We start from the raw sequence: 19,246 nt of genomic DNA, 5'->3' as shown, positions 1-19,246 counted from the left end.
ACGCCGCCGCGAACACCGGATACCCGGCATACAACTCCGCACCCATACCCGCCCGCTGGCTCCCCTGCCCCGTGAACAGGAACGCCGTCCGGCCGAGGGTGGCGGTGCCGCGCAGCAGGCCGGGGGCGTCCCTCTCCTCGGCGAGGGAGCGCAGGGCGGCCAGGCGCTCCTGCGGGTCGTCGCCGGTGATCACGGCCCGGTGCTCGTGCGCGGTGCGGGTGGTGGCCAGCGCGTGGCCGAGGTCGAGCGGGTCGGGTCCGGGCTGCTCGCCGAGCAGGGCGGCGAGCCGCCCCGCCTGGCCGCGCAGGGCCTCGGTGCCGCGCGCGGAGAGCGGCCAGAGCACGGCGGGGGGCGCGGCCTGTGCGGTGGTGGGCGCCGGGGCGGGGTCCTCCGCCGGGGCCTGCTCGATGATGGTGTGGGCGTTGGTGCCGCTCACACCGAACGAGGAGACGGCGGCGCGGCGCGGGCGTCCGGTCTCCGGCCACGGGCGGGCCTCGGTGAGCAGTTCGACGGCGCCCGCCGACCAGTCCACGTTCGGCGAGGGCTCGTCGACGTGCAGGGTCTGCGGGAGCACGCCGTGCTGCATGGCGAGCACCATCTTGATGACGCCGGCGACGCCGGCGGCGGCCTGGGTGTGGCCGAGGTTGGACTTGACCGAGCCGAGCCACAGCGGCTCGTCACCGGTACGGTCCCGGCCGTAGGTGGCGAGCAGCGCCTGTGCCTCGATCGGGTCGCCCAGCGCGGTGCCGGTGCCGTGCGCCTCCACCGCGTCGACCTCCCCGGCTGCCAGGCCCGCACTCGCCAGCGCCTGCCTGATCACCCGCTGCTGGGACGGTCCGTTGGGCGCGGTGAGACCGTTGGACGCACCGTCCTGGTTGACCGCCGAGCCGCGGACGACCGCCAGCACCGGGTGCCCGTTGCGGCGCGCGTCCGCGAGCCGCTCCACGAGCAGCAGACCGACGCCCTCGCCCCAGCCGGTGCCGTCGGCGCCGGCCGCGAAGGCCTTGCAGCGGCCGTCGGCGGCCAGGCCGCGCTGGCGGCTGAAGTCGATGAAGTTGCCGGGGGTGGACATCACGGTGACGCCACCGGCCAGGGCGAGTTCGCACTCGCCCGCGCGCAGCGCCTGGATCGCCCAGTGCAGGGCGACCAGGGAGGAGGAGCAGGCGGTGTCGACGGTCACGGCCGGGCCCTCAAGGCCTAGCGTGTAGGCGATCCGGCCGGAGAGCACGCTGGCCGCGTTGCCGGTGCCGAGGAAGCCCTCGGAGCCGTCCGGCGCGCTGAGGATGAGCGGCAGGTAGTCCTGGCCGTTGGTGCCCGCGAAGACGCCGGTCCGGCTGCCGCGCAGGGTGGCCGGGTCGATGCCCGCGCGCTCGAAGGCCTCCCAGGCGGTCTCCAGCAGCAGGCGCTGCTGCGGGTCCATCGCCAGTGCCTCGCGCGGGCTGATGCCGAAGAAGCCGGGGTCGAAGGCGCCCGCGTCGGGCAGGAAGCCGCCCTCGCGGACGTAGCTGGTGTCGGGGTGGTCGGGGTCGGGGTGGTAGACCGCGTCGAGGTCCCAGCCGCGGTCGGACGGGAACGGGACGAGGGCGTCGGTGCCGTCGGCGAGCAGCCGCCACAGCGCCTCGGGGGAGTCCACCCCGCCGGCGAACCGGCAGCTCATGCCGACGATCGCGATCGGCTCGTCGTCCGCGGCGGCACGGTGCGCGGCGGACACCACTGCGGCGGATCCGGAGGCGGACTCGACGGCGGCGCCGAGCAGTTCCGTGCCGAGGAGTTCGGCGAGCGCGGTGGCGTTGGGGTGGTCGAAGATCAGGGTGGCGGGCAGGCGCAGGCCGGTCAGCGCGGCGAGGACGTTGCGCAGCTCGACGGCGGTCAGCGAGTCGAAGCCCAGCTCGCGGAAGGCACGGGCGGGTTCGACGTCCTGTGGCCCGCTGTGGCCGAGTACGGCGGCGACCTGGGTACGTACGAAGTCCAGGGCCAGACGCGGGCGTTCGCTCTCGGCGGCGGCGGCCAGCCGCTCGGGGAAGGACGAGCCGTCGCCCTGCTGGCCGTGCTCGGCGTCGGCGGCCGCCATGGCCCGCCGCGCCTCCGGGAGTTCCTCGAACAGGGCACTCGGGCGCAGCGCGGTGAACTGGGGGGCGAAGCGGTCCCACAGCACGTCGACCACGAGGGAGAAGGTCTCGTCGAGGTCGAGGGCGTGCTGCATCGCGGCGATCGCGGTGGCCGGGTCGAGGGCCGGGACGCCACCGCGTCGCAGCCGCTCCTTGACGACGTCGTCCACGGCCATGCCGCCCTCGGCCCAGGCGCCCCACGCCATCGCGGTCGCGGGCAGGCCCTCGGCGCGGCGCTGCTCGGCGAGCGCGTCCAGGTGGGCGTTGGCGGCTGCGTAGTTGGCCTGGCCGGGGCCACCGAAGGTGCCGGCGAAGGAGGAGAACAGCACGAACGCGGTCAGGTCGAGGTGCCGGGTGAGTTCGTGCAGGTTGACGGCGGCGTCGACCTTGGGCCGCAGGACTCCGGCGAGACGCTGCGGGGTGAGCGCGTCCAGCACGCCGTCGTCCAGCACACCGGCGGCGTGGACCACGGTGCCGAGCGGGTACTCGGCGGGGATCGTGGCGAGCAGGTCGGCGAGCGCGGTCCGGTCGGAGACGTCGCAGGCGGCGACGGTCACCCGGGCGCCCAGCGCGGTGAGCTCGGCCTCCAGCTCGGCGACGCCCGTGGCGTTTCGGCCGCGGCGGCTGGTCAGCAGCAGGTGCTCGGCGCCGGCGCCGGCCAGCCAGCGGGCCACGTGGGCGCCGAGGGCTCCGGTGCCGCCGGTCACCAGCGCGGTGCCGCGCGGCGAGAAGCCCGCGGCGGGGGGCTCGGCACGCGGGCCGCGGACGAGCCGCCGGGCGAGGACGCCGGACGGTCGGATCGCCAGCTGGTCCTCCTCGCCGGCCCCGCCGAGGCCGCCCAGGACGGCGGCGAGGCGGGCCTGCGCCCGCTCGTCCGCGGTCGGCGGCAGGTCGACCAGACCGCCCCAGCGGTCCGGGTGCTCCTGGACGACGACCCGGCCGAGGCCCCAGACCTGGGCCTGGACAGCGTTCTCCAGCCGGTCCGGGCCGCCGGTGGTGACGGCGCCGCGGGTGGCGCACCAGAGCGGGGCGTCGATGCCCGCGTCACCGAGCGCCTGCACCAGGGCGAGCGTGCCGGTGAGTGCGAGCGGTGCGGACGGGTGCTCGGGGTGGGTGCCCGGGGCGAGCGGCAGCAGCGACAGCACGCCGTTGAACCGGTCGCCGTCCTGCGGGAGTTCGGTGTGCAGCAGGTCGGCGAGGGCGGCCCGGTCGATGGTCGCCGGGTCGACGGCGAGGCGGTGCGTCCGGACACCGCACCGGGTGAGTGCGGCGGTGGCGCCGGTCACCCAGGCGTCCTCGTCGAGGCCGGCCGGGGTGATCAGCAGCCAGTCCCCGGACGGCGGGGCGGCGGGCGTCTCGGGGACCGACCGCCAGGTGGTCCGGTAGCGCCAGTCGTCGATGGTGGACCGCAGCCGGCGGTGGCGCCGCCAGGCGGTCAGGGCGGGCAGGACGGTGCTGAGCGGCTGGTCACCGGCGACGGCCAGGGTGGTGGTGAGCGCCTCCAGGTCGCCGCGCTCGACGGCGGCCCAGAACTGCTCGTCGGCCGGCGAGCCGGAGGCCGCCTCGGTGCCGGGGCCGGCGTCCTCGTCCGCGCCTCCCGCGCTCGGCCAGAAGCGGCGCCGCTGGAAGGCGTAGGTGGGCAGGTCGACGTGGTGGGCGCCGGTCCCGGCGAAGGCGGTCCGCCAGTCGGGACGGGCCCCGCGCACCTGGAGCCGGGCCACCGCCTGGGTGAGGGTCAGGACCTCGGAGCGGTCCCCGCGCAGGGTGGCCGCGAAGGCGCTGTCGCGCGCCTCGGTGCAGTCCGCCCCGAGGGCGGTGAGCACCCCGCCCGGGCCCAGCTCCAGGAACGTCCGGACGCCTTCGGCCTCCAGCGCCGCGACGGCGTCGGCGAAGCGGACGGCCTCACGGACGTGCCGCACCCAGTACTCGGGGTCCGTCAGCTCCTCCGACACGAGCGTGCCGGTGAGGGTGGAGACGATCGGGATCCGGGGCGCCTCGAAGACCAACTCCCGGGCCACCGAACGGAACTCGTCGAGCATGCCGTCCATCAGCGGCGAGTGGAACGCGTGACTGACCGTGAGCCGCTTCGACTTGCGCTCCCCCAGCTGCTCCACGACCGCCAGCACGGCGTCCTCGGTACCCGAAACCACCACGGACGAAGGCCCGTTGACAGCGGCGATCCCGACACCGTCGGTCAGCAGCGGCACCACCTCCGCCTCGGTCGCCTCGACGGCGACCATCGCACCGCCACGCGGCAGCGCCTGCATCAGCCGACCACGCGCCGCCACCAACCGCGCGGCATCCGCGAGCGAGAGCACACCCGCCACGTGCGCGGCGGCCAGCTCACCGATCGAATGACCGGCCAGGAAGTCCGGCCGCACACCCCACGACTCCACCAACCGGAACAGCGCCACCTCCACCGCGAACAACGCCGGCTGCGTGTAGGCCGTCTCGTTCACCAGCTCCGCATCGGCGATCGCCTCGCGCAGCGAGCACCCGAGCAGCGGATCCAGCTCCGCACACACCTCGTCGAACGCCGCCGCGAACACCGGATACGCGCCGTACAACTCCGCACCCATACCAGCCCGCTGGCTCCCCTGCCCCGTGAACAGGAACGCCGTCCGGCCGTCGACCGGCGAGCCGAGCACCAGGTCTGCGCTGCGCTCGCCCGCGGCCAGCGCGTCCAGGGCCCGCAGGAAGTCCGCACGGTCGCTCGCCACCAGCACGGCCCGGTGCTCCAGTGCCGCCCGGCCGGTCGCCAGCGTGTACGCGACGTCCAGCGGCCGCAGTTCCGGGTGCGCGGTCAGTCGCTCGCGCAGCCGGGCGGCCTGGGCCCGCAGGGCGGGCTCGCCCTTGCCCGCGAGCAGCCACGGCAGGACGGTGGGCGGCGGCGTGCCGTCGGTGGCCGGGGCGTCCGCCGGGTCCTGGGCCGGTTCCGGGGCCTGCTCGATGATGGTGTGGGCGTTGGTGCCGCTGAAGCCGAAGGAGGAGACGCCGACGCGGCGCGGGCGGCCGGCGTCCGGGAAGGGCCGGGCCTCGGTCAGCAGTTCCACCGAACCGGCCGACCAGTCCACGTTGGCGGTCGGCCGGTCCACGTGCAGGGTCTTCGGCAGCAGCCCGTGCCGGATCGCCATCACCGACTTGATGACGCCGCCGATGCCGGCGGCGGCCTGGCTGTGCCCGATGTTGGACTTGAGCGAGCCGAGCCACAGCGGGCTGTCCGCGGGACGGTCCTGGCCGTAGGCGGCGATGATGGCCTGCGCCTCGATCGGGTCGCCGAGCATCGTCCCGGTCCCGTGTGCCTCGACGGCGTCCACCTGGTCCGGTGTCAGCCGTGCGCCGGCCAGGGCCTGGAGGATGACGCGCTGCTGGGACGGGCCGTTGGGCGCGGTGAGGCCGTTGGAGGCGCCGTCCTGGTTGACCGCCGAGCCGCGGACGATCGCCAGCACCGGGTGCCCGTTGCGGCGCGCGTCCGACAGTCGCTCCACCAGCACCATGCCGGCGCCCTCGGCCCAGCCGGTGCCGTCGGCCGCGTCGGCGAAGGACTTGCAGCGGCCGTCCGCGGCCAGGCCGCGCTGCCGGCTGAAGTCGACGAACGTGCCGGGGCTGTTCATCACCGTCACACCGCCGGCCAGGGCCAGCGAGCACTCGCCGCCCCGCAGTGCCTGCACGGCGAGGTGCAGGGCGACCAGCGAGGAGGAGCAGGCGGTGTCCACCGTGACGGCGGGGCCCTCCAGGCCCAGGCTGTAGGCGATCCGGCCGGAGACGACGCTGGCCGCGATGCCCGTGCCGAGGTAGCCCTCGACGTCGTCCGCGGATTCGAGCAGCGCCATCAGGTAGTCCTGGCCGCTGGTGCCGGCGAACACGCCGGTCCGGGTGCCGTGCAGGGACAGCGGGTCGATGCCGGCCCGTTCGAAGGCCTCCCAGGACGTCTCCAGCAGCAGCCGCTGCTGCGGGTCCATCGCCAGCGCCTCGCGCGGTGAGATGCCGAAGACCGCCGGGTCGAACTGTGCGAGGTCGTGGATGAACCCGCCTTCGCGCGCGTAGCTGGTGCCAGGGTGGTCCGGATCCGGGTGGTAGAGGTTCTCCAGGTCCCAGCCCCGGTCGGCCGGGAACCCGGACATCGCGTCGCCGCCGGACGCCACCAGCTGCCACAGGTCCTCGGGCGAACGCACCCCGCCGGGGTACCGGCAGCCCATTCCGACAATGGCGATCGGTTCCTGGTCCTTGGCCTCGACCTCCCGCAGGCGCAGCCGGGTCTGGTGCAGATCCGCCGTCACCCGCTTGAGGTAGCCGCGGAGTGTCTCTTCGTTCGCCATTTTTCCTGTGACCTCTTTACGGCCTTGCGGCTGCCAGCGGATGTTCGCCCAACGCGGGAGCTGTTCCGACCGGGTGGCGTCGTCGCAGGTCGGCGCCACACCGAACGCGGGCCCGGGCAGCCGGAAACCCCCGGGCGGACGCCACAGCCCCCAGGCCGCTCGCGACACTCCCCCAGCTCATCGGAATTCGTTTCCGGCGCCACGCTAAAAGCGGCCTCCCGGGCGAACAACCCCTACCGCTCCCCTAGGTTCCGCCGTCGAACTCCCGCCCACCCGGCGGCGACCAGGCATGGACATTAACCCCTGCACCGGGGCAATTCGGTCACCGACCCACCGCGCGGGCGCACCCCGCCCGCACCCTCCGGATCGCGAATTCCGCACCCCTCGACAATTCCCTCCGCCAATCCGCCGACGGCAACCCTGCATTGCCACCGAATCATCTCGCCACGTCTCGCCGGCGAGACGGCCGGAGCAGCCACCACACCTGCCCTCACCTGCGAAAACGTCCAGATCGCAGCATCCGGACAGGTATTTTCGGAAATCCGCCAACCGGAACTTGGAATTCTCGACGGGAGTGCGACAGACTCCGGTCACCGCCGTCCCGGCAATTCCCGAAACCCTGGAGTCCGAACATGTCCGCTCTCGTCCAGCCGCCCCGACTGTGTCCCGGGGACCTCGTCGCCGTGGCCACACCGTCCGGGTCGGTCGCGGTGGAGCGTCGGCTGCGGCGCGGTGTCGAGGCCCTGCGGGCGCGGGGCTACCGGGTCGAGGTGGGCCCGCTGGCCGGACTGCCCGGCGGCCGGTCCGGCCGGGCGGAGCGGGTGGCCGAGCTGAACGGCTTCCTGCGCGACCCCCGGGTGCGCTGTGTCGTCATGACGATGGGCGGCCTGACCAGCAACGCCGTCCTCGACCACCTCGACTACGACGCGCTGCGCGCCGACCCCAAGATCATCGTCGGCTACAGCGACATCACCGCGATCCTGCTGGCGGTGCTCCGCCACACCTCGACGGTGACCTTCCACGGACCCACCCTGCTCCCGGAGCTGGCCGAGCACCCCGAGGTGCTGCCCTACACCTGGGACCACTTCAGCCGGGCGGTGGGCCGTCCCGAGCCGCTGGGCCGGCTCGCCCCCGCACCGCGGTGGACCGAGGAGCTCCTGTGGTGGGACGAGGCCGACGACCGCGCCCGGGTGACGCGGCCCTCGGACGGCTGGCGCCCGCTGCACGGTGGCGTCGCGGAGGGGCCGCTGATCGGCGGCAACCTGGAGACCGTCGGACTGCTCGGCGGTACCGGCCACCTGCCCGACTTCACCGGCGCCATCGTGCTGCTGGAGAGCACCGCGACCGATCTCCAGCAGGTCGAACGGAGCCTGACCCAGCTGGAGATGATCGGGGTGTTCGACCGGATGGCCGGTCTGCTGGTCGGCCGGTCGTTCCGCGGCGCCGACGGCTTCGAGGAGGCGTTCACCGCGCTGGTCGCCGCGCGCTTCGCGCACCACGGCGTCCCGGTCCTGGCCGGTGTCGACCTCGGGCACACCGACCCCATGCTCACCCTGCCGCTGGGCGTGCGGACCCGGCTCGACGGGGACGCCGGCACGATCGAGGTGCTCGATGCCGCGGTCTGCTGAGTCCACCGCCGTCGAGCGCGTGCTGCGGCGGCACGGTTTCGAGGAGATCGGCGAGGTGCCGGCCGTACCGGCCGCCGGCGCGCTGCGCTACCGCCGCGCCGTCACCCTCGAACCCGGCGCCGAGCCGTGGTACCTGCGCTCGTCGGGCACCGACTTCACCATCCTGCCGCGGCCGTGGCTGCGCCGGGGCCTGCGCCGCTGCTGGTCGCTGGGCCGCGACCTGGACGAGGGCGGCGAGCGCGACGGGCTGCTGCTCGCCCAGGCCGTCGAGGCCGAGCCCGCCGAGATCCGGCGGCTCGCCGCCGTCCTGCGCCAGGACCTCGCCGGCGCCGTCACCGGGCTGCGCGTCAGGACCGGCCGCGAGCACGACCAGGCCTGCCTCTGGCTGTCGGCCCACGTCATCGGGGTACCGGCATGACCGAACTCGTCCACCACCGGGCCCTGCTGACCGCCGGACTGCTGGCCCCCACCGGGGCGGGCAGCGGCGTCACCACATGGCGCGGCCCGGGTCTGCAGGTCGTCCGCCGCATGGTCGGCACCTTCCTCGACCGGGTCGCCGCCGTCGCGCCGCCCGTCGAGACCGACCACCCCTTCCTGGACCCGCACGACTCCTACCACCGGGTCTTCCCCGACTACGCCAACGTGTACCGGCTGCCGGAGGGCGACCGGGCGGGCTGGGTGCTGCGGGCCGACAACCTGCACCTCAACGTCGCCTTCCTGCGCCGCACCGGCCACCGCGGCCCGGTGGTCACCACCGGCGGGCTGCTCCGCAGGATGCACGGCAGCGGCACCCCGCTGTTCCGGGAGCGGTACATCTGGCCCGCGGTCCAGCTCTCGCACCTCCTGCCGGCCGGCTCCGGCGAGGAGGCGCTGTCCGCCTACCGGTCGGTACTGGAACGGACCCTCGCCGCGTTCGGGCTGCCCGCCCTCACCGTCGAGGTCGACGCCCCCGCCGGGTACGGCGACCGCTGCCACCTGACGGTCTGCTGCCTGCGCGACGGGCGGCCGACCGTCCTGGCCACCACGTACCTGATGGCCCGTCGCTACCGGGAGGCCCTCGGCATCGACGGGGAGCTGGTCGACGTCGGCTTCACCGGCAAGGTGCTCGCCCTCGCCGCCATGCACCACCACGACCGGTTCGGGCTCGGGCTGCCGTCCGCCCTCGCACCGGTGCAGCTCGCACTGCTCCCCCACGGCGGGCGCAGCGACGCCGCGCTGCGGCACTGGGCCGACGGACTGCCCGGCGTCCGGACGGCCCTGGCGCCGCCGCACGAGGCCGAGTTCCGGCGGCACCGCGCCGAGCGGACCGAGCTGCGCGGCGGTGCGCCGGTCGCGGTCGGACTGCGCCTCGACGACGACCGACGGACCGACGACCGACGGACCGAGGACTGGCGGATCACCCGCCGCGCTCCGGCGCACCGCGACCGGCTGCCGGGCCCGCCGACCCCGGGGGACGTGCGGGCCGAACTCGACGGGTACGACCGGCGGCTGCTGGCCGCGGCCCGCGGCCGGTTCGACCGCGGCCTCGCCGAGCTGGTCCGCGGCGCCTGCGACCGGTGCGTCGCCGGGCGGACGATCGCCGTGTACGGGCTGATCGTCCCGCGGCGCCCGCTGCCCTGCGCCCACTGCGGCGACCCCGGCCGGGCGGTGCTGCTGAGCGAACGCGGCCGCTTCTACTGACCCCCGCCGCCCGCAACCCCCGCCACAGCCCGCAACCCCGCCACCGACTGCCACGAGAGAAGGATGAGTTGAGGAAGTCAGCGCCACCGGACGTCGACACCGGCACGGTCGACATCACCACCACCTCGGTGGGCCGGGACACCCTGCTGTCGACGTACTCCACGTTCTTCACCCAGGTCCGCTTCTCGGGGTCCTTCCGGGTGATCGTCACGGTGGACCCGGCCTACGGCGTCCCCGAGGAGGAGCTCTCCCGCACCCTGGCCTTCCTGGACGACCTGCCGAACCGGTGGCCGAGCGTGCGCGAGGTCGTCGTCGACCGGTTCCGCCGCCCGGTCGGCCTGCCCGGAGCGCTGTCCGTCCTGCTGGCCCACGCCCGCACCCCGGTCGGTCTGCACCTGGAGGACGACTGGGAGTTCACCGCCCCGATCGAGCTCGACGACCTGATCGCGGACCTGCTGGAGGGCGGCGGCACCCAGCTCGTGCTGGGCAACTCCCACACCGCGCGCGGCGGGACCTTCACCCGCCCGTCCGAGGCCGAGCCGGTGCCCGGTACCCGGGTGCCGCTGGTCCGTCTGACCCGCGGCAGCTGGGCGGCGCAGTTCCTGCCGTTGAGCCCGCACCTGCACCGGACCGACCGCTGGGCCCCCGTGGTGGCCCGGGCGCTCGCCACCACCGACGCCGATCGCTGCGTGGACGAGCGGATCCGTGACCTGGTGATCGCGGAGGACGGCTACGACGCGCACCGGGTGCTGTGGACGCGGGACGTGGTGGCGCGCGACATCGGACGTCCCTGGCTGGCCGGGCGCGGCCGGTTCCGGGCGCTCACCCCGGAGCACCTGGGTGCCGCGGCCGACGGCGCCGCCCTGCCGGCGCCCCGGGTCGGCCCGCTCGCCCTGGACCGGTCCACCGCGCTGCGGGAGCGGGCCGAACGGGTGACGCCGGGGATGACCCACACCTTCCACAAGCGGCCGGAGAACTTCGCGGAGGGCTCCTACCCGGTCTACCTGGAACGCGGCGAGGGCGCCCTGGTCCACGACGTCGACGGGCAGTCCTACGTGGACTTCGTCTGCGCGCTGGGCGCCGCCACGATGGGGCACAACCACCCGGTGGTGGCCAACACGGTCCGCGAGCGGGCCGGGCGCGGCCTGCTGCTGTCGCTGCCCACCCCCGCCGAGGTGACCGCGGCCGAGAGCCTGGTCGCCGCGGTGCCCGGGGTCGAGATGGCGCGGTTCCTCAAGACCGGCGCCGAGGCGGTGGCCGCGGCAATCCGGCTGGCCCGCTCGCTGACCGGGCGCGACCGGGTGCTGCTGGCCGGCTACCACGGCTGGCACGACCAGCTGATCGGCCCGAGCCCGGGCGTGCCGGCCGCCGTCGAGGGGCTCTCCCGGCGGGTCGAGCTGCGCTCCGCCGAGGACGACTCCGCGTTCTGCGAGCAGCTGGCCGCCGAGGGCGAGCAGCTCGCCGCCGTGGTCCTCTCCACGCCCTACGACCGGCAGCTGACGGCCGGTTTCCTCGCCGAGGTGCGCCGGCTGTGCGACCGGTACGGCACGCTGCTGGTGCTGGACGAGGTGGTGACCGGCTTCCGGCTGGCCTCCGGCGGTCTCGGCGAGCTGCTCGGTGTCGAGGCCGACCTGATCTGCTTCTCCAAGGGCATCGCGGCCGGCGCCCCGCTGGCCGCCGTCGCCGGACCACGGCGGACCATGGCGCACTTCGAGCGGCTGCGGGTCTCCAGCACCTTCGCCGGCGAGACGCTGTCGCTGGAGGTCATGAAGGCCGTCCTGCGGTACTACACGACCACCGACCACTACGCGCGGACCGCCCGGCTCGGCCGCCGGCTGCGCGAGGGCCTCAACGGGGCCGCCGAGCGCCACGGCCGCCCGCCGTTCGTGGTCGGGTACGACCCCATGCCGTGCCTGCGGTTCGCCGCCGACCCGGCCGACCACGCCCGGACGGCGGGTGCGTTCCTCGGTGCGATGGCCCGCCGCGGCGTGCTGCTGCGGCGTGACGTCAACTTCCTCTCCGCGGCGCACGGTGAGGCCCACGTGGACTTCGCCGTCGCCGCCGCCGAAGAGGTGCTGGCCGAGCCCGGATTCGCCGGCCCCGCCTGGGAGGTGACCCGGTGAGCGCCGCGGCGCACGCCGTGCCCGCGACCAGCCGCACCGAGTGGGAGCGGCAGTACCGGTCGGGCCGGTGGGACTACCTCTCCGCGTCGGAGGAGGACGCCCGCTACGGCGCCATCGTCGACCGGATCCTGGCGAACGGTGCCCGCGACGTGCTGGACATCGGGTGCGGGTCGGGCGTGCTGCGCGACCGCCTCGGCGACCGCTTCACCGGCCGCTTCGTCGGGATCGACTGGTCGCACGCCGCCCTGGCCGCCCGTACGCCGTGGCCCGGCGAGTCGCTGATCTGCGGCGACGCGTCCCGGCTGCCGCTGTCCCACCGGTTCGACGCCGTGGTGCTGAGCGAGGTGCTCTACTACCTCGACGAGCCGGGCCGCGCGGTCGCCCGGACGCTGGACCTGGTGGCGCCCGGCGGGGAGCTGCTGATCTCGCTCTTCCAGCCGTCCCGGCGGCGCCACCCCGGCTGGCACGCGCTGATCGGCGAGATCGGCGCCGAACTCGGTGACGCGCAGCGGCTGGTGACCACCGAGGGCGGGCGCAGCTGGGCCCTGCACGTGCTCACCCCGAGGAGCGGATCGTGACCGCCCGGCGCGGGGAACGCGTCCTGGTGGTCCAGGCCGACGACTACGGGATGTGCGGCGCGGTCACCGACGGTATCCTCGCCGGCTTCCGGGCCGGCGTGGTGACCCAGGCCTCGGTGATGGTGCCGGCGCCGGACGCCGCGCGCGCCATGCGCCTGGCGCTGGCCGAGGACCTCCCGCTCGGCGCCCACCTGGTGCTGGCCTGCGAGTGGGAGGGGCTGCGCTACTTCCCGCTCACCGACGCACCGAGCCTGCGGGCGCCGGACGGTGCCTTCCTGCCCGGGGTCGCCGAGCTCCGCGCGGCGGCCGACCCCGGGGAGGCGCTCGGGGAGCTGCGCGCCCAGCTGCGGGCGGCCCGCGACGCCGGGGTGACCCTGCGGCACCTGGAGTCGCACGTCGGCGTCTTCGACGCGGAGGTGTTGGCCACGGTCAGTGCGGAGTGGGGCCTGCCCTGCCGCGACCCGGTGCCCGCACCCGGCATCGCGATGGAGGTGGACTCCCTGTGGCACCTGTCCGTCCGCCCGCCCGAGACCAAACTGGACGACCTGCTCGCCCACCTGGCGGCACTGCCGCCCGGCATCCACATGGTGGTGGCCCACCCGGCGCTCGACCGTCCGGAGCTCACCACCCTCACCCACCCCGCTTCGCGGCGCTGGAAATGGGCCCGGGACATCCGGGTGGGTGACCTGGCCGCCCTGCTCGACCCGCGTCTGCGGGAGGCCTGCGAAGCCCTCGACATCACCCTGGGGCTTTCCCCGGCCGCCCACCGCGGCCACCAGCACTGAGAGGAAGACAGCACCATGTCTATCGACGTCGTACCCGTCCCGTCGCAGGACACGGCCCGGCCCGGCCCCCTCGGCCTGACCCCGCCCGGGTCGTGGCAGGATCCCGACAGCCACTACCTCACCGCGCTGACCAGCCCCTGGTACGCCGCGCTCCTCGGCCTGCAGAGCACGCTGACGGCGGCGACGGTGTCGTTCTGGACCGCGCGCGGCCTGCGGTTCGGGCACCTGCCGGTGACCACCGGCTCGGTCTCCTCGCCGATGGGCCTGGGCAGCGACTCCCTTCCCGTCCAGGTGGACCTGTTCGGGGCGCCGACGTACCTGGCGGACTCGATGCAGTTCGGGCTGGAATTCCTCTGCCGCCTCAACCCGGAGGGCGCGTACTACCTCATGCCGTCGTTCCGGGGCGAGGCCCCGGACGCGACCCACCTCTGCCAGTTCTTCCACAGCGAGGCGGAGATCCCCGGGACCCTCGACGACGTCATCGAGGTCACCGAGGCCTACCTGCGGCACGTGGTCGCCGAGTTGGTGGCCGGGCACGCCGAGACGATCCGGGAGGCGGCCGGCGGCCTCGACCACGTCGAGGCGCTGCTGGCGGACCCGGCGCCGTTCCGCCGGATCACCTTCGAGGAGGCCGTGGCCGAGCTGGGCGACGACCCGGCGTACGTCTCGACCGCGGACGGCTGGCGCACCCTGACCCGGGCCGGCGAACGCGAACTGATGCGCCGTCTGGGCGAGTTCGTCTGGGTCACCCACTGGGACCAGCTGGCCGTCCCGTTCTACCAGCGCCGCGACGAGCACGGCCGGGCGTTCAACGGCGACCTGCTGTTCGGGCCGGGCGAGGTGGTCGGTGCCGGGGAGCGGCACATCGACGGCCCCGAGGTGCTGGCGGCGCTGCGCACCCACGAGGTGGACCCGGCGGAGTACGCCTGGTACGTCGACATGAAGTCCCGCATCCCGCTGCTCACCTCCGGTTTCGGTCTGGGCGTGGAGCGGTTCTTCATGTGGCTGCTGCGGCAGTCCGACATCCGTGACTTCGCCCTCCTCCCGAGGGTCAACGGCCGCACCGTCCTGCCGTAGGGGCCGGCCATGCACACCCTGCGCGACAGCAGCGACCTGCTCGACGACGTCGAGGCCCTGCGGGACCGGCTCGCCGACGACGGCTACCTCTATCTGCCCGGTCTGCTCGACCCGGCCGGCCCGGCGGCCGTCCAGGCCGAGCTGCGGGCCGCGCTGCACGGCATCGGCTGGCTCACCGACCCGGATCGGCTCACCGTGTCCGGAGACGGCCTGCGCTTCGAGCGCCGGTCGTTCGGCGAGGTCTACCCGGCCGTGCAGCGACTGGAGGCCTTCCACCGGCTGGCGTTCACGCCGCGGCTGTGGACGTTCATGGAGACCTTCCTGGGCGGACCGGCGTTCTGCCACCCGGCCCGGGTGGTGCGCCTCGCGCTGCCCTCGGCCGACCCGGGCCGGTACGCCACCCGGGCCCACCAGGACTACGTGGTCCAGCACGTCACCACGGACGCCCTGACGGTCTGGCTGCCGTTGACAGACTGCGACCGGACCCGCCAGGGTCTTCGACTGATCCCCGGCTCGCAGGCCGCCGGCTTCCTGCCGACCGACCCGGAGCAGGGCGGGCGGCGCCCGCTCTACCTGCCGGTCGCCGCGGACGACGAGCGCTGGGCCACCGCCGACTTCCGGCTCGGCGACGTGGTGGTCTTCCACAGCCTCACCGTCCACGGCGGCGGCCCGAACAGCAGCCGGGAGATCCGGCTCTCGGCGGACGTCCGCTACCAGCTGACCACCGAACCGCTGCGGGCCGAGTTCGCCCATCCGCACGGCTGGCCGGTCACCCCGGACTGGGACGAGCTCGCCGCCGGGTGGGAGAGCCGGGAGTGGATCCGGCTGGACCCGGCCGTCGAGCTGCGGGAGCTGCCCGGGGACGTCGACTACGGCGCCTACCTGGCCGGGCTCACCGCGCCGCCCTCCCGCCTGCTGGAGCGGCGCCGCACCACCGGCCACGACACCACCGGCCACCGCACCACCGGTCGACCCACCGTCGACCACCCCACCGTCAACCACCCCACCACGAAGGAAGCAACGCCATGAGCCTGATGACCGACACCGAGTTCGACACCTTCTTCGAGCCCTACGCCGGCAACGTCGAGGGGTTCTACGAGGCCACCTACTGGCGGCTCGCCGACGAGGTGATCAAGGAGCTGGTCCGCCGCCACCTCGACCTGCGCCCCGGCCAGCGGGTCCTGGACGTGGGCGGCGGCACCGGCCGCTGGGGCATCTGGCTGGCCTCGGAGTTCGGCGTCCGCGTCACCGTCGCCGACAAGTCGAAGGACATGCTCCGGCAGGCCGCGCAGAACGTCGCCGCCTCCGAGGTGGCCTCGCTGGTCGAGCTGGTCCACTGCAACGCCGAGAACGCCCCCGAGCTGGCCTCGGACTCCTACGACGCGGTGATCAGCACCTACGGCGTGCTCAGCTTCCTGGACGACCCGGCCGCGGTCTTCGACACCGTGCACCGGGTCCTGAAGCCCGGCGGCGCCGGCTTCCTGATGAGCCACTCGCTCTCCAACGCCCTCTCGTCGAAGATCTGCCGCGACGGCGCCGGCCCGCAGGAGCTCGCCGAGCTGCAGCGCACCCGGATCGTCAAGTGGTCGCCCCACGTGCCCGCCCTGCGCGTCTACACCGCCGACGAGCTGGTGTCGCTCTCCGTGGGCGCCGGCCTGGCCGGCGAGCGGGTCTTCGGCGTGACCTCGCTGGCCCTGCCCGGGCCGGAGGACTTCGGCTACCCGTACGCCGAGATCAGCCCGATCTCCAAGGCGCTGGAGGACGAGGAGTACTTCCGCACCGCGCTGGCGCTGGAGCTGGAGGCCTGCGAGCACGACTCGTGGGCCGAGCGCGGCACCAACCTGGCCGTCAAGGTCCGGAAGTAGCCCGCCGATGACCAGCTCACCGCCGACCGCCCCCACCGGGGGCCTCGCGCCGTACGACGCGCTCGCCGCCGTCTACGACCGCTGGACGACGGACAACGACTACCCGGGCTGGGCCGACCGGCTGGGCCGGCTGCTCACCGCGGACGGCCCGGTCCGCACGGTGCTCGACGTCTGCTGCGGTACCGGGACGATCACCCGGCTGCTGCAGGACCGGGGCTTCGAGGTGACCGGGGTGGACGGCTCGTCCGCCATGCTGGACCGCGCCCGGGAGCGGGTGACGGCCGGTACGGCCCTGCACGAGGTCCGGCTGCCGGCGCCGCTGCCGGTGCCGGAGGCGTCGTTCGACGCGGCCGTCTGCTGCTTCGACAGCGTCAACTACTTCGCGCCGGAGCAGCTCGCCGACCTCTTCCGGGAGGTGGCGGCGGTGCTGCGGCCCGCCGGCCGGTTCGTCTTCGACCTCAACACCCGGCACAAGCTGGAGCACGTCTTCGGCGACAGCCACTACGGGGACGACCTGGACGACTTCGCGTACGTCTGGCGCAACCGGTACGACCCGCAGCGGCGCTGCTGCGAGTTCGCGATCTCGCTGTTCACCGCCGCCGGGACGGAGTTCCGGCGGCAGACCGAGCGGCACCGGCAGTGGTGGTTCGACCACGACGAGATCCGGGCCGCGGCCCGGGCCGCCGGCTTCACCGTGGTCGCGGTGACCGAGGACTACGGCGACCGCCCGGTCACGCCGCAGTCCCTGCGGGAGACCTGGCTGCTGGTGCGCTCCGGCGCGCCGGACGCCCGGTAGTGCGCCACGGACCGGGGGCGGGCATCCCGTCCCCGGTCCGTCCCCGCCGGCCCCCTCCTCCGTCCTCCGTCCCCCGTACACCCCTCGCACCGTGAAGGAACGCCGTGGCCGTCACCGCGCCCGAGCCCGCCGCCGAGCCGGCGGACCGACAGGCATCCCCGCCGTTCGACCCGACCGACCCGCTCGGCTGGTTCGACCGGGTCAGGGAACTGACCCCGGTGCTCTGGCACCCGGAGACCGGCTCCTGGTACGTGACCCGGTTCGACGACGTCTGGGCCCTGCTGACCGACGACCGGCTGGCTGCCCGGAGCGCCGAACCGTTCCTGCGGGAGCTCACCGCCGAGCAGCGCTCCGCGGCCGAACCGCTGGTCGCCTTCCTGGGCCGTTGGCCGATCTTCCTCGACCCGCCGGACCACGGCGTCGTCCGCCGGGTCCTGCGGGCGGCGTTCGCCCCGGACACCACGGCGGGGCTGAAGGCCGCCGTCGGTGCCGTGCTGCCCGCCGCCGGCCTGCCCGCCGAGGGCAGCGGCGACCTGCTGGACCGGCTGCTGCGTCCGGCCTGCGGGGCGGCCCTGAGCACGCTGCTCGGCGTCGACCCGGACGACCTCGCGCTCCTGGTGGACTGTTCGGAGCAGCTGATCGGCTTCGTGGGGCGGCGCGACCTCGACCTGGACGTGATCCGGGAGGCCCGCGAGGCGCTGGACCGGCTCGGCGAGTACGTCGGGCGGGCCTGCGAGCGGGGTGCAAGCCCCCTCGCCGCGGCCGTCGGGACGGCCGTCCGGGAAGGCACGCTGAGCCCGGCCGACGCGGTGGCGATCTACGCCCAGCTGGTGACCGGCGCGCTGGAGCCCACCGTGGCCGCGCTCGCCGTCGCGCTGGAGGCGGTCACCGGTGGTCCACGGGCCCGGGAGGGGTACCGCAGCGACCCGGCGGGCTTCGTCTCGGAGGCCGTGCGGCTGGCCACCCCGTTCCACTTCGCGGCCCGGCGCGCGGTGCGCGAGCTGGTCCTGCACGGCCGGCGGATCCCGGCCGGGGCGCGCGTGGTGCTCGTCCTGGCCGCCGCCGACCGGGATCCCCGGCGTTTCCCCGAACCGCTGGAGTTCCGCTGGGACCGGGCGCAGCCCTCGGTGGCCTTCGGTCGGGGGCGGCACGCCTGCCTGGGCCAGTCGGTGGTCCACCAGGTGGTGCGCGCGGTGCTGGACACCGTGCCGGCCGGTGACGGCGAGCTGCCGCGGGTGCGGGTGGAGTGGAACGTCGGCATCGGGATGCGGGAACCGTCCCGGGTGACCGCCGAGGCCCGCCCGTGACCGCCACCGCCACCGCGCCCGGGTCCGTGCCCGTGGTGCGCAGCACCCGTCGCCCGTGGACGGCGCTGCCCGCCGCGCTGCGGTCCGCCGTCGAGGCGCGGCTGGGCTCGCCGGTCGCCGCGGCGCGTTCGCAGAGCGGCGGCTTCTCCCGCGGGGCGGCGTCCCGACTGCGCTGCGCCGACGGTGGCCGGGCCTTCGTCAAGGCCGTCTCGCTCGACGGGGATCCGGTCAGCGCACGGCTCTACGAGCAGGAGGCGGCGGTCGCCGCCGCGCTGCCCGGGGGCCTGCCGGTGCCGGCCTTCCGGGGCCTGATCACCGAGGGCGGCTGGACCGCGCTGCTCTTCGACGACGTCCCCGGGCGGACCCCGTCGGTGCCCTGGCGCGCCGCGGACCTGGACGCGGTGCTGCCCGCGCTCACCCGGCTCACCGCGGTGGCGGCCGACCGCCCGGCGCCGGGGCTGTCCCGCTGGGGCGGCGCACTCGCGGACTGGGTCGGCTGGAACCACCTGCTGGCCCGGGGCGACGCCCTGGCCGACGTGCCGTCCTGGGCCCGGCCGCACGCCGAGCGCCTCGCCGCGCTGGAGGCCGGCTTCCCCGAGGCCGCGTACGGCGACGCGGTGCTCCACTCGGACCTGCGGTCGGACAACATCCTGGTGCGGCGCGGCTCGGTCACCTTCGTCGACTGGGCGTGGGCCGCGCGCGGCCAGGACTGGATCGACCCGATGATCTTCGCGCTCTGTGCCGCGGTGCAGGGGGTGGCCGACCCGGACGCGCTGTTCCTGCGTCATCCCGCCGCGCGGCGGGCCGACCCGGAGGCGGTGGACGCCCTCCTCGCCGCGCTGGCCGGCCGGTTCACCACCGCGGCCCGCCAGCCCACGGACTGGGGCACCGCCCCGATCCGGGCCTTCCAGCGGGCGGAGGCCGCCACCGCGCTGCACTGGCTCGGGCGGCGCCGGACCTGGTACCCGGGGGCGCGATGA

At 75.0% G+C, this 19,246-nt stretch carries 13 protein-coding genes; 12 read left to right on the top strand and 1 reads right to left on the bottom strand.

What is annotated here, in order from left to right; translation table 11 throughout:
* The coding region (locus tag ACIOFR_RS36960) for a type I polyketide synthase (protein ID WP_401004395.1) at window positions 1-6,427 on the bottom strand (6,427 nt) is incomplete at its 3' end.
* Between the two features lie 632 nt (window positions 6,428-7,059).
* Here ACIOFR_RS36960 and ACIOFR_RS36955 point away from each other — a divergent pair.
* From ACIOFR_RS36955 to ACIOFR_RS36900, 12 genes are all read left to right on the top strand, one after another.
* A complete protein-coding gene (locus ACIOFR_RS36955; protein WP_401004393.1) occupies window positions 7,060-8,055 on the top strand; it encodes an LD-carboxypeptidase in 996 nt (331 codons plus the stop codon).
* On the top strand, window positions 8,039-8,473 hold the full coding sequence (locus tag ACIOFR_RS36950; protein ID WP_401004392.1) for a hypothetical protein: 435 nt from the start codon (window positions 8,039-8,041) through the stop codon (window positions 8,471-8,473). The genes ACIOFR_RS36955 and ACIOFR_RS36950 overlap by 17 nt, the downstream gene beginning before the upstream one ends.
* On the top strand, window positions 8,470-9,735 hold the full coding sequence (locus ACIOFR_RS36945) for a hypothetical protein (RefSeq protein ID WP_401004390.1): 1,266 nt from the start codon (window positions 8,470-8,472) through the stop codon (window positions 9,733-9,735). Before ACIOFR_RS36950 ends, ACIOFR_RS36945 begins: the two co-directional genes overlap by 4 nt.
* Before the next feature lie 68 nt (window positions 9,736-9,803).
* Window positions 9,804-11,858: an aminotransferase class III-fold pyridoxal phosphate-dependent enzyme gene (locus ACIOFR_RS36940; protein WP_401004388.1), complete on the top strand. Its 2,055-nt coding sequence runs from the start codon at window positions 9,804-9,806 to the stop codon at window positions 11,856-11,858.
* Complete coding sequence (locus ACIOFR_RS36935; RefSeq protein WP_401004386.1) at window positions 11,855-12,436, top strand: class I SAM-dependent methyltransferase; 582 nt, start codon at window positions 11,855-11,857, stop codon at window positions 12,434-12,436. Before ACIOFR_RS36940 ends, ACIOFR_RS36935 begins: the two co-directional genes overlap by 4 nt.
* Window positions 12,433-13,221 (top strand): ChbG/HpnK family deacetylase, encoded by a 789-nt coding sequence (locus ACIOFR_RS36930; RefSeq protein WP_401004384.1) that lies wholly within the window; start codon window positions 12,433-12,435, stop codon window positions 13,219-13,221. Before ACIOFR_RS36935 ends, ACIOFR_RS36930 begins: the two co-directional genes overlap by 4 nt.
* A gap of 15 nt (window positions 13,222-13,236) precedes the next feature.
* Window positions 13,237-14,298: an asparagine synthetase A gene (locus ACIOFR_RS36925; RefSeq protein WP_401004383.1), complete on the top strand. Its 1,062-nt coding sequence runs from the start codon at window positions 13,237-13,239 to the stop codon at window positions 14,296-14,298.
* Window positions 14,299-14,307: 9 nt separating this feature from the next.
* Window positions 14,308-15,327 (top strand): phytanoyl-CoA dioxygenase family protein, encoded by a 1,020-nt coding sequence (locus ACIOFR_RS36920; protein ID WP_401004381.1) that lies wholly within the window; start codon window positions 14,308-14,310, stop codon window positions 15,325-15,327.
* Window positions 15,324-16,163 carry a class I SAM-dependent methyltransferase gene (locus ACIOFR_RS36915; protein WP_401004379.1) on the top strand — a complete coding sequence of 280 codons (840 nt, stop codon included), beginning with the start codon at window positions 15,324-15,326 and terminating at the stop codon, window positions 16,161-16,163. Before ACIOFR_RS36920 ends, ACIOFR_RS36915 begins: the two co-directional genes overlap by 4 nt.
* Before the next feature lie 7 nt (window positions 16,164-16,170).
* Window positions 16,171-16,959, top strand: a complete 789-nt coding sequence (locus tag ACIOFR_RS36910) for a class I SAM-dependent DNA methyltransferase (RefSeq protein WP_401004377.1) — start codon at window positions 16,171-16,173, stop codon at window positions 16,957-16,959.
* A gap of 104 nt (window positions 16,960-17,063) precedes the next feature.
* The gene (locus ACIOFR_RS36905) at window positions 17,064-18,266 is read left to right on the top strand and encodes a cytochrome P450 (protein WP_401004376.1); all 1,203 of its coding nucleotides are present in this window, start codon (window positions 17,064-17,066) and stop codon (window positions 18,264-18,266) included.
* Complete coding sequence (locus ACIOFR_RS36900; protein ID WP_401004374.1) at window positions 18,263-19,246, top strand: aminoglycoside phosphotransferase family protein; 984 nt, start codon at window positions 18,263-18,265, stop codon at window positions 19,244-19,246. The genes ACIOFR_RS36905 and ACIOFR_RS36900 overlap by 4 nt, the downstream gene beginning before the upstream one ends.

Source organism: Kitasatospora sp. NPDC088346, assembly GCF_044740765.1.
In the GTDB taxonomy this organism is placed as follows: Bacteria; Actinomycetota; Actinomycetes; order Streptomycetales; family Streptomycetaceae; genus Kitasatospora.
This window is presented reverse-complemented; position numbering and strand designations above follow the sequence as displayed.

What these genes read in the sequence shown, in the direction of transcription:
- ACIOFR_RS36925 (WP_401004383.1), top strand. Translation starts at nt 13,237, where the DNA reads ATGTCTATCGACGTCGTACCCGTCCCGTCGCAGGACACGGCCCGGCCC.
- ACIOFR_RS36915 (WP_401004379.1), top strand. Translation starts at nt 15,324, where the DNA reads ATGAGCCTGATGACCGACACCGAGTTCGACACCTTCTTCGAGCCCTAC.
- ACIOFR_RS36945 (WP_401004390.1), top strand. Translation starts at nt 8,470, where the DNA reads ATGACCGAACTCGTCCACCACCGGGCCCTGCTGACCGCCGGACTGCTG.
- ACIOFR_RS36950 (WP_401004392.1), top strand. Translation starts at nt 8,039, where the DNA reads ATGCCGCGGTCTGCTGAGTCCACCGCCGTCGAGCGCGTGCTGCGGCGG.
- ACIOFR_RS36910 (WP_401004377.1), top strand. Translation starts at nt 16,171, where the DNA reads ATGACCAGCTCACCGCCGACCGCCCCCACCGGGGGCCTCGCGCCGTAC.
- ACIOFR_RS36920 (WP_401004381.1), top strand. Translation starts at nt 14,308, where the DNA reads ATGCACACCCTGCGCGACAGCAGCGACCTGCTCGACGACGTCGAGGCC.
- ACIOFR_RS36955 (WP_401004393.1), top strand. Translation starts at nt 7,060, where the DNA reads ATGTCCGCTCTCGTCCAGCCGCCCCGACTGTGTCCCGGGGACCTCGTC.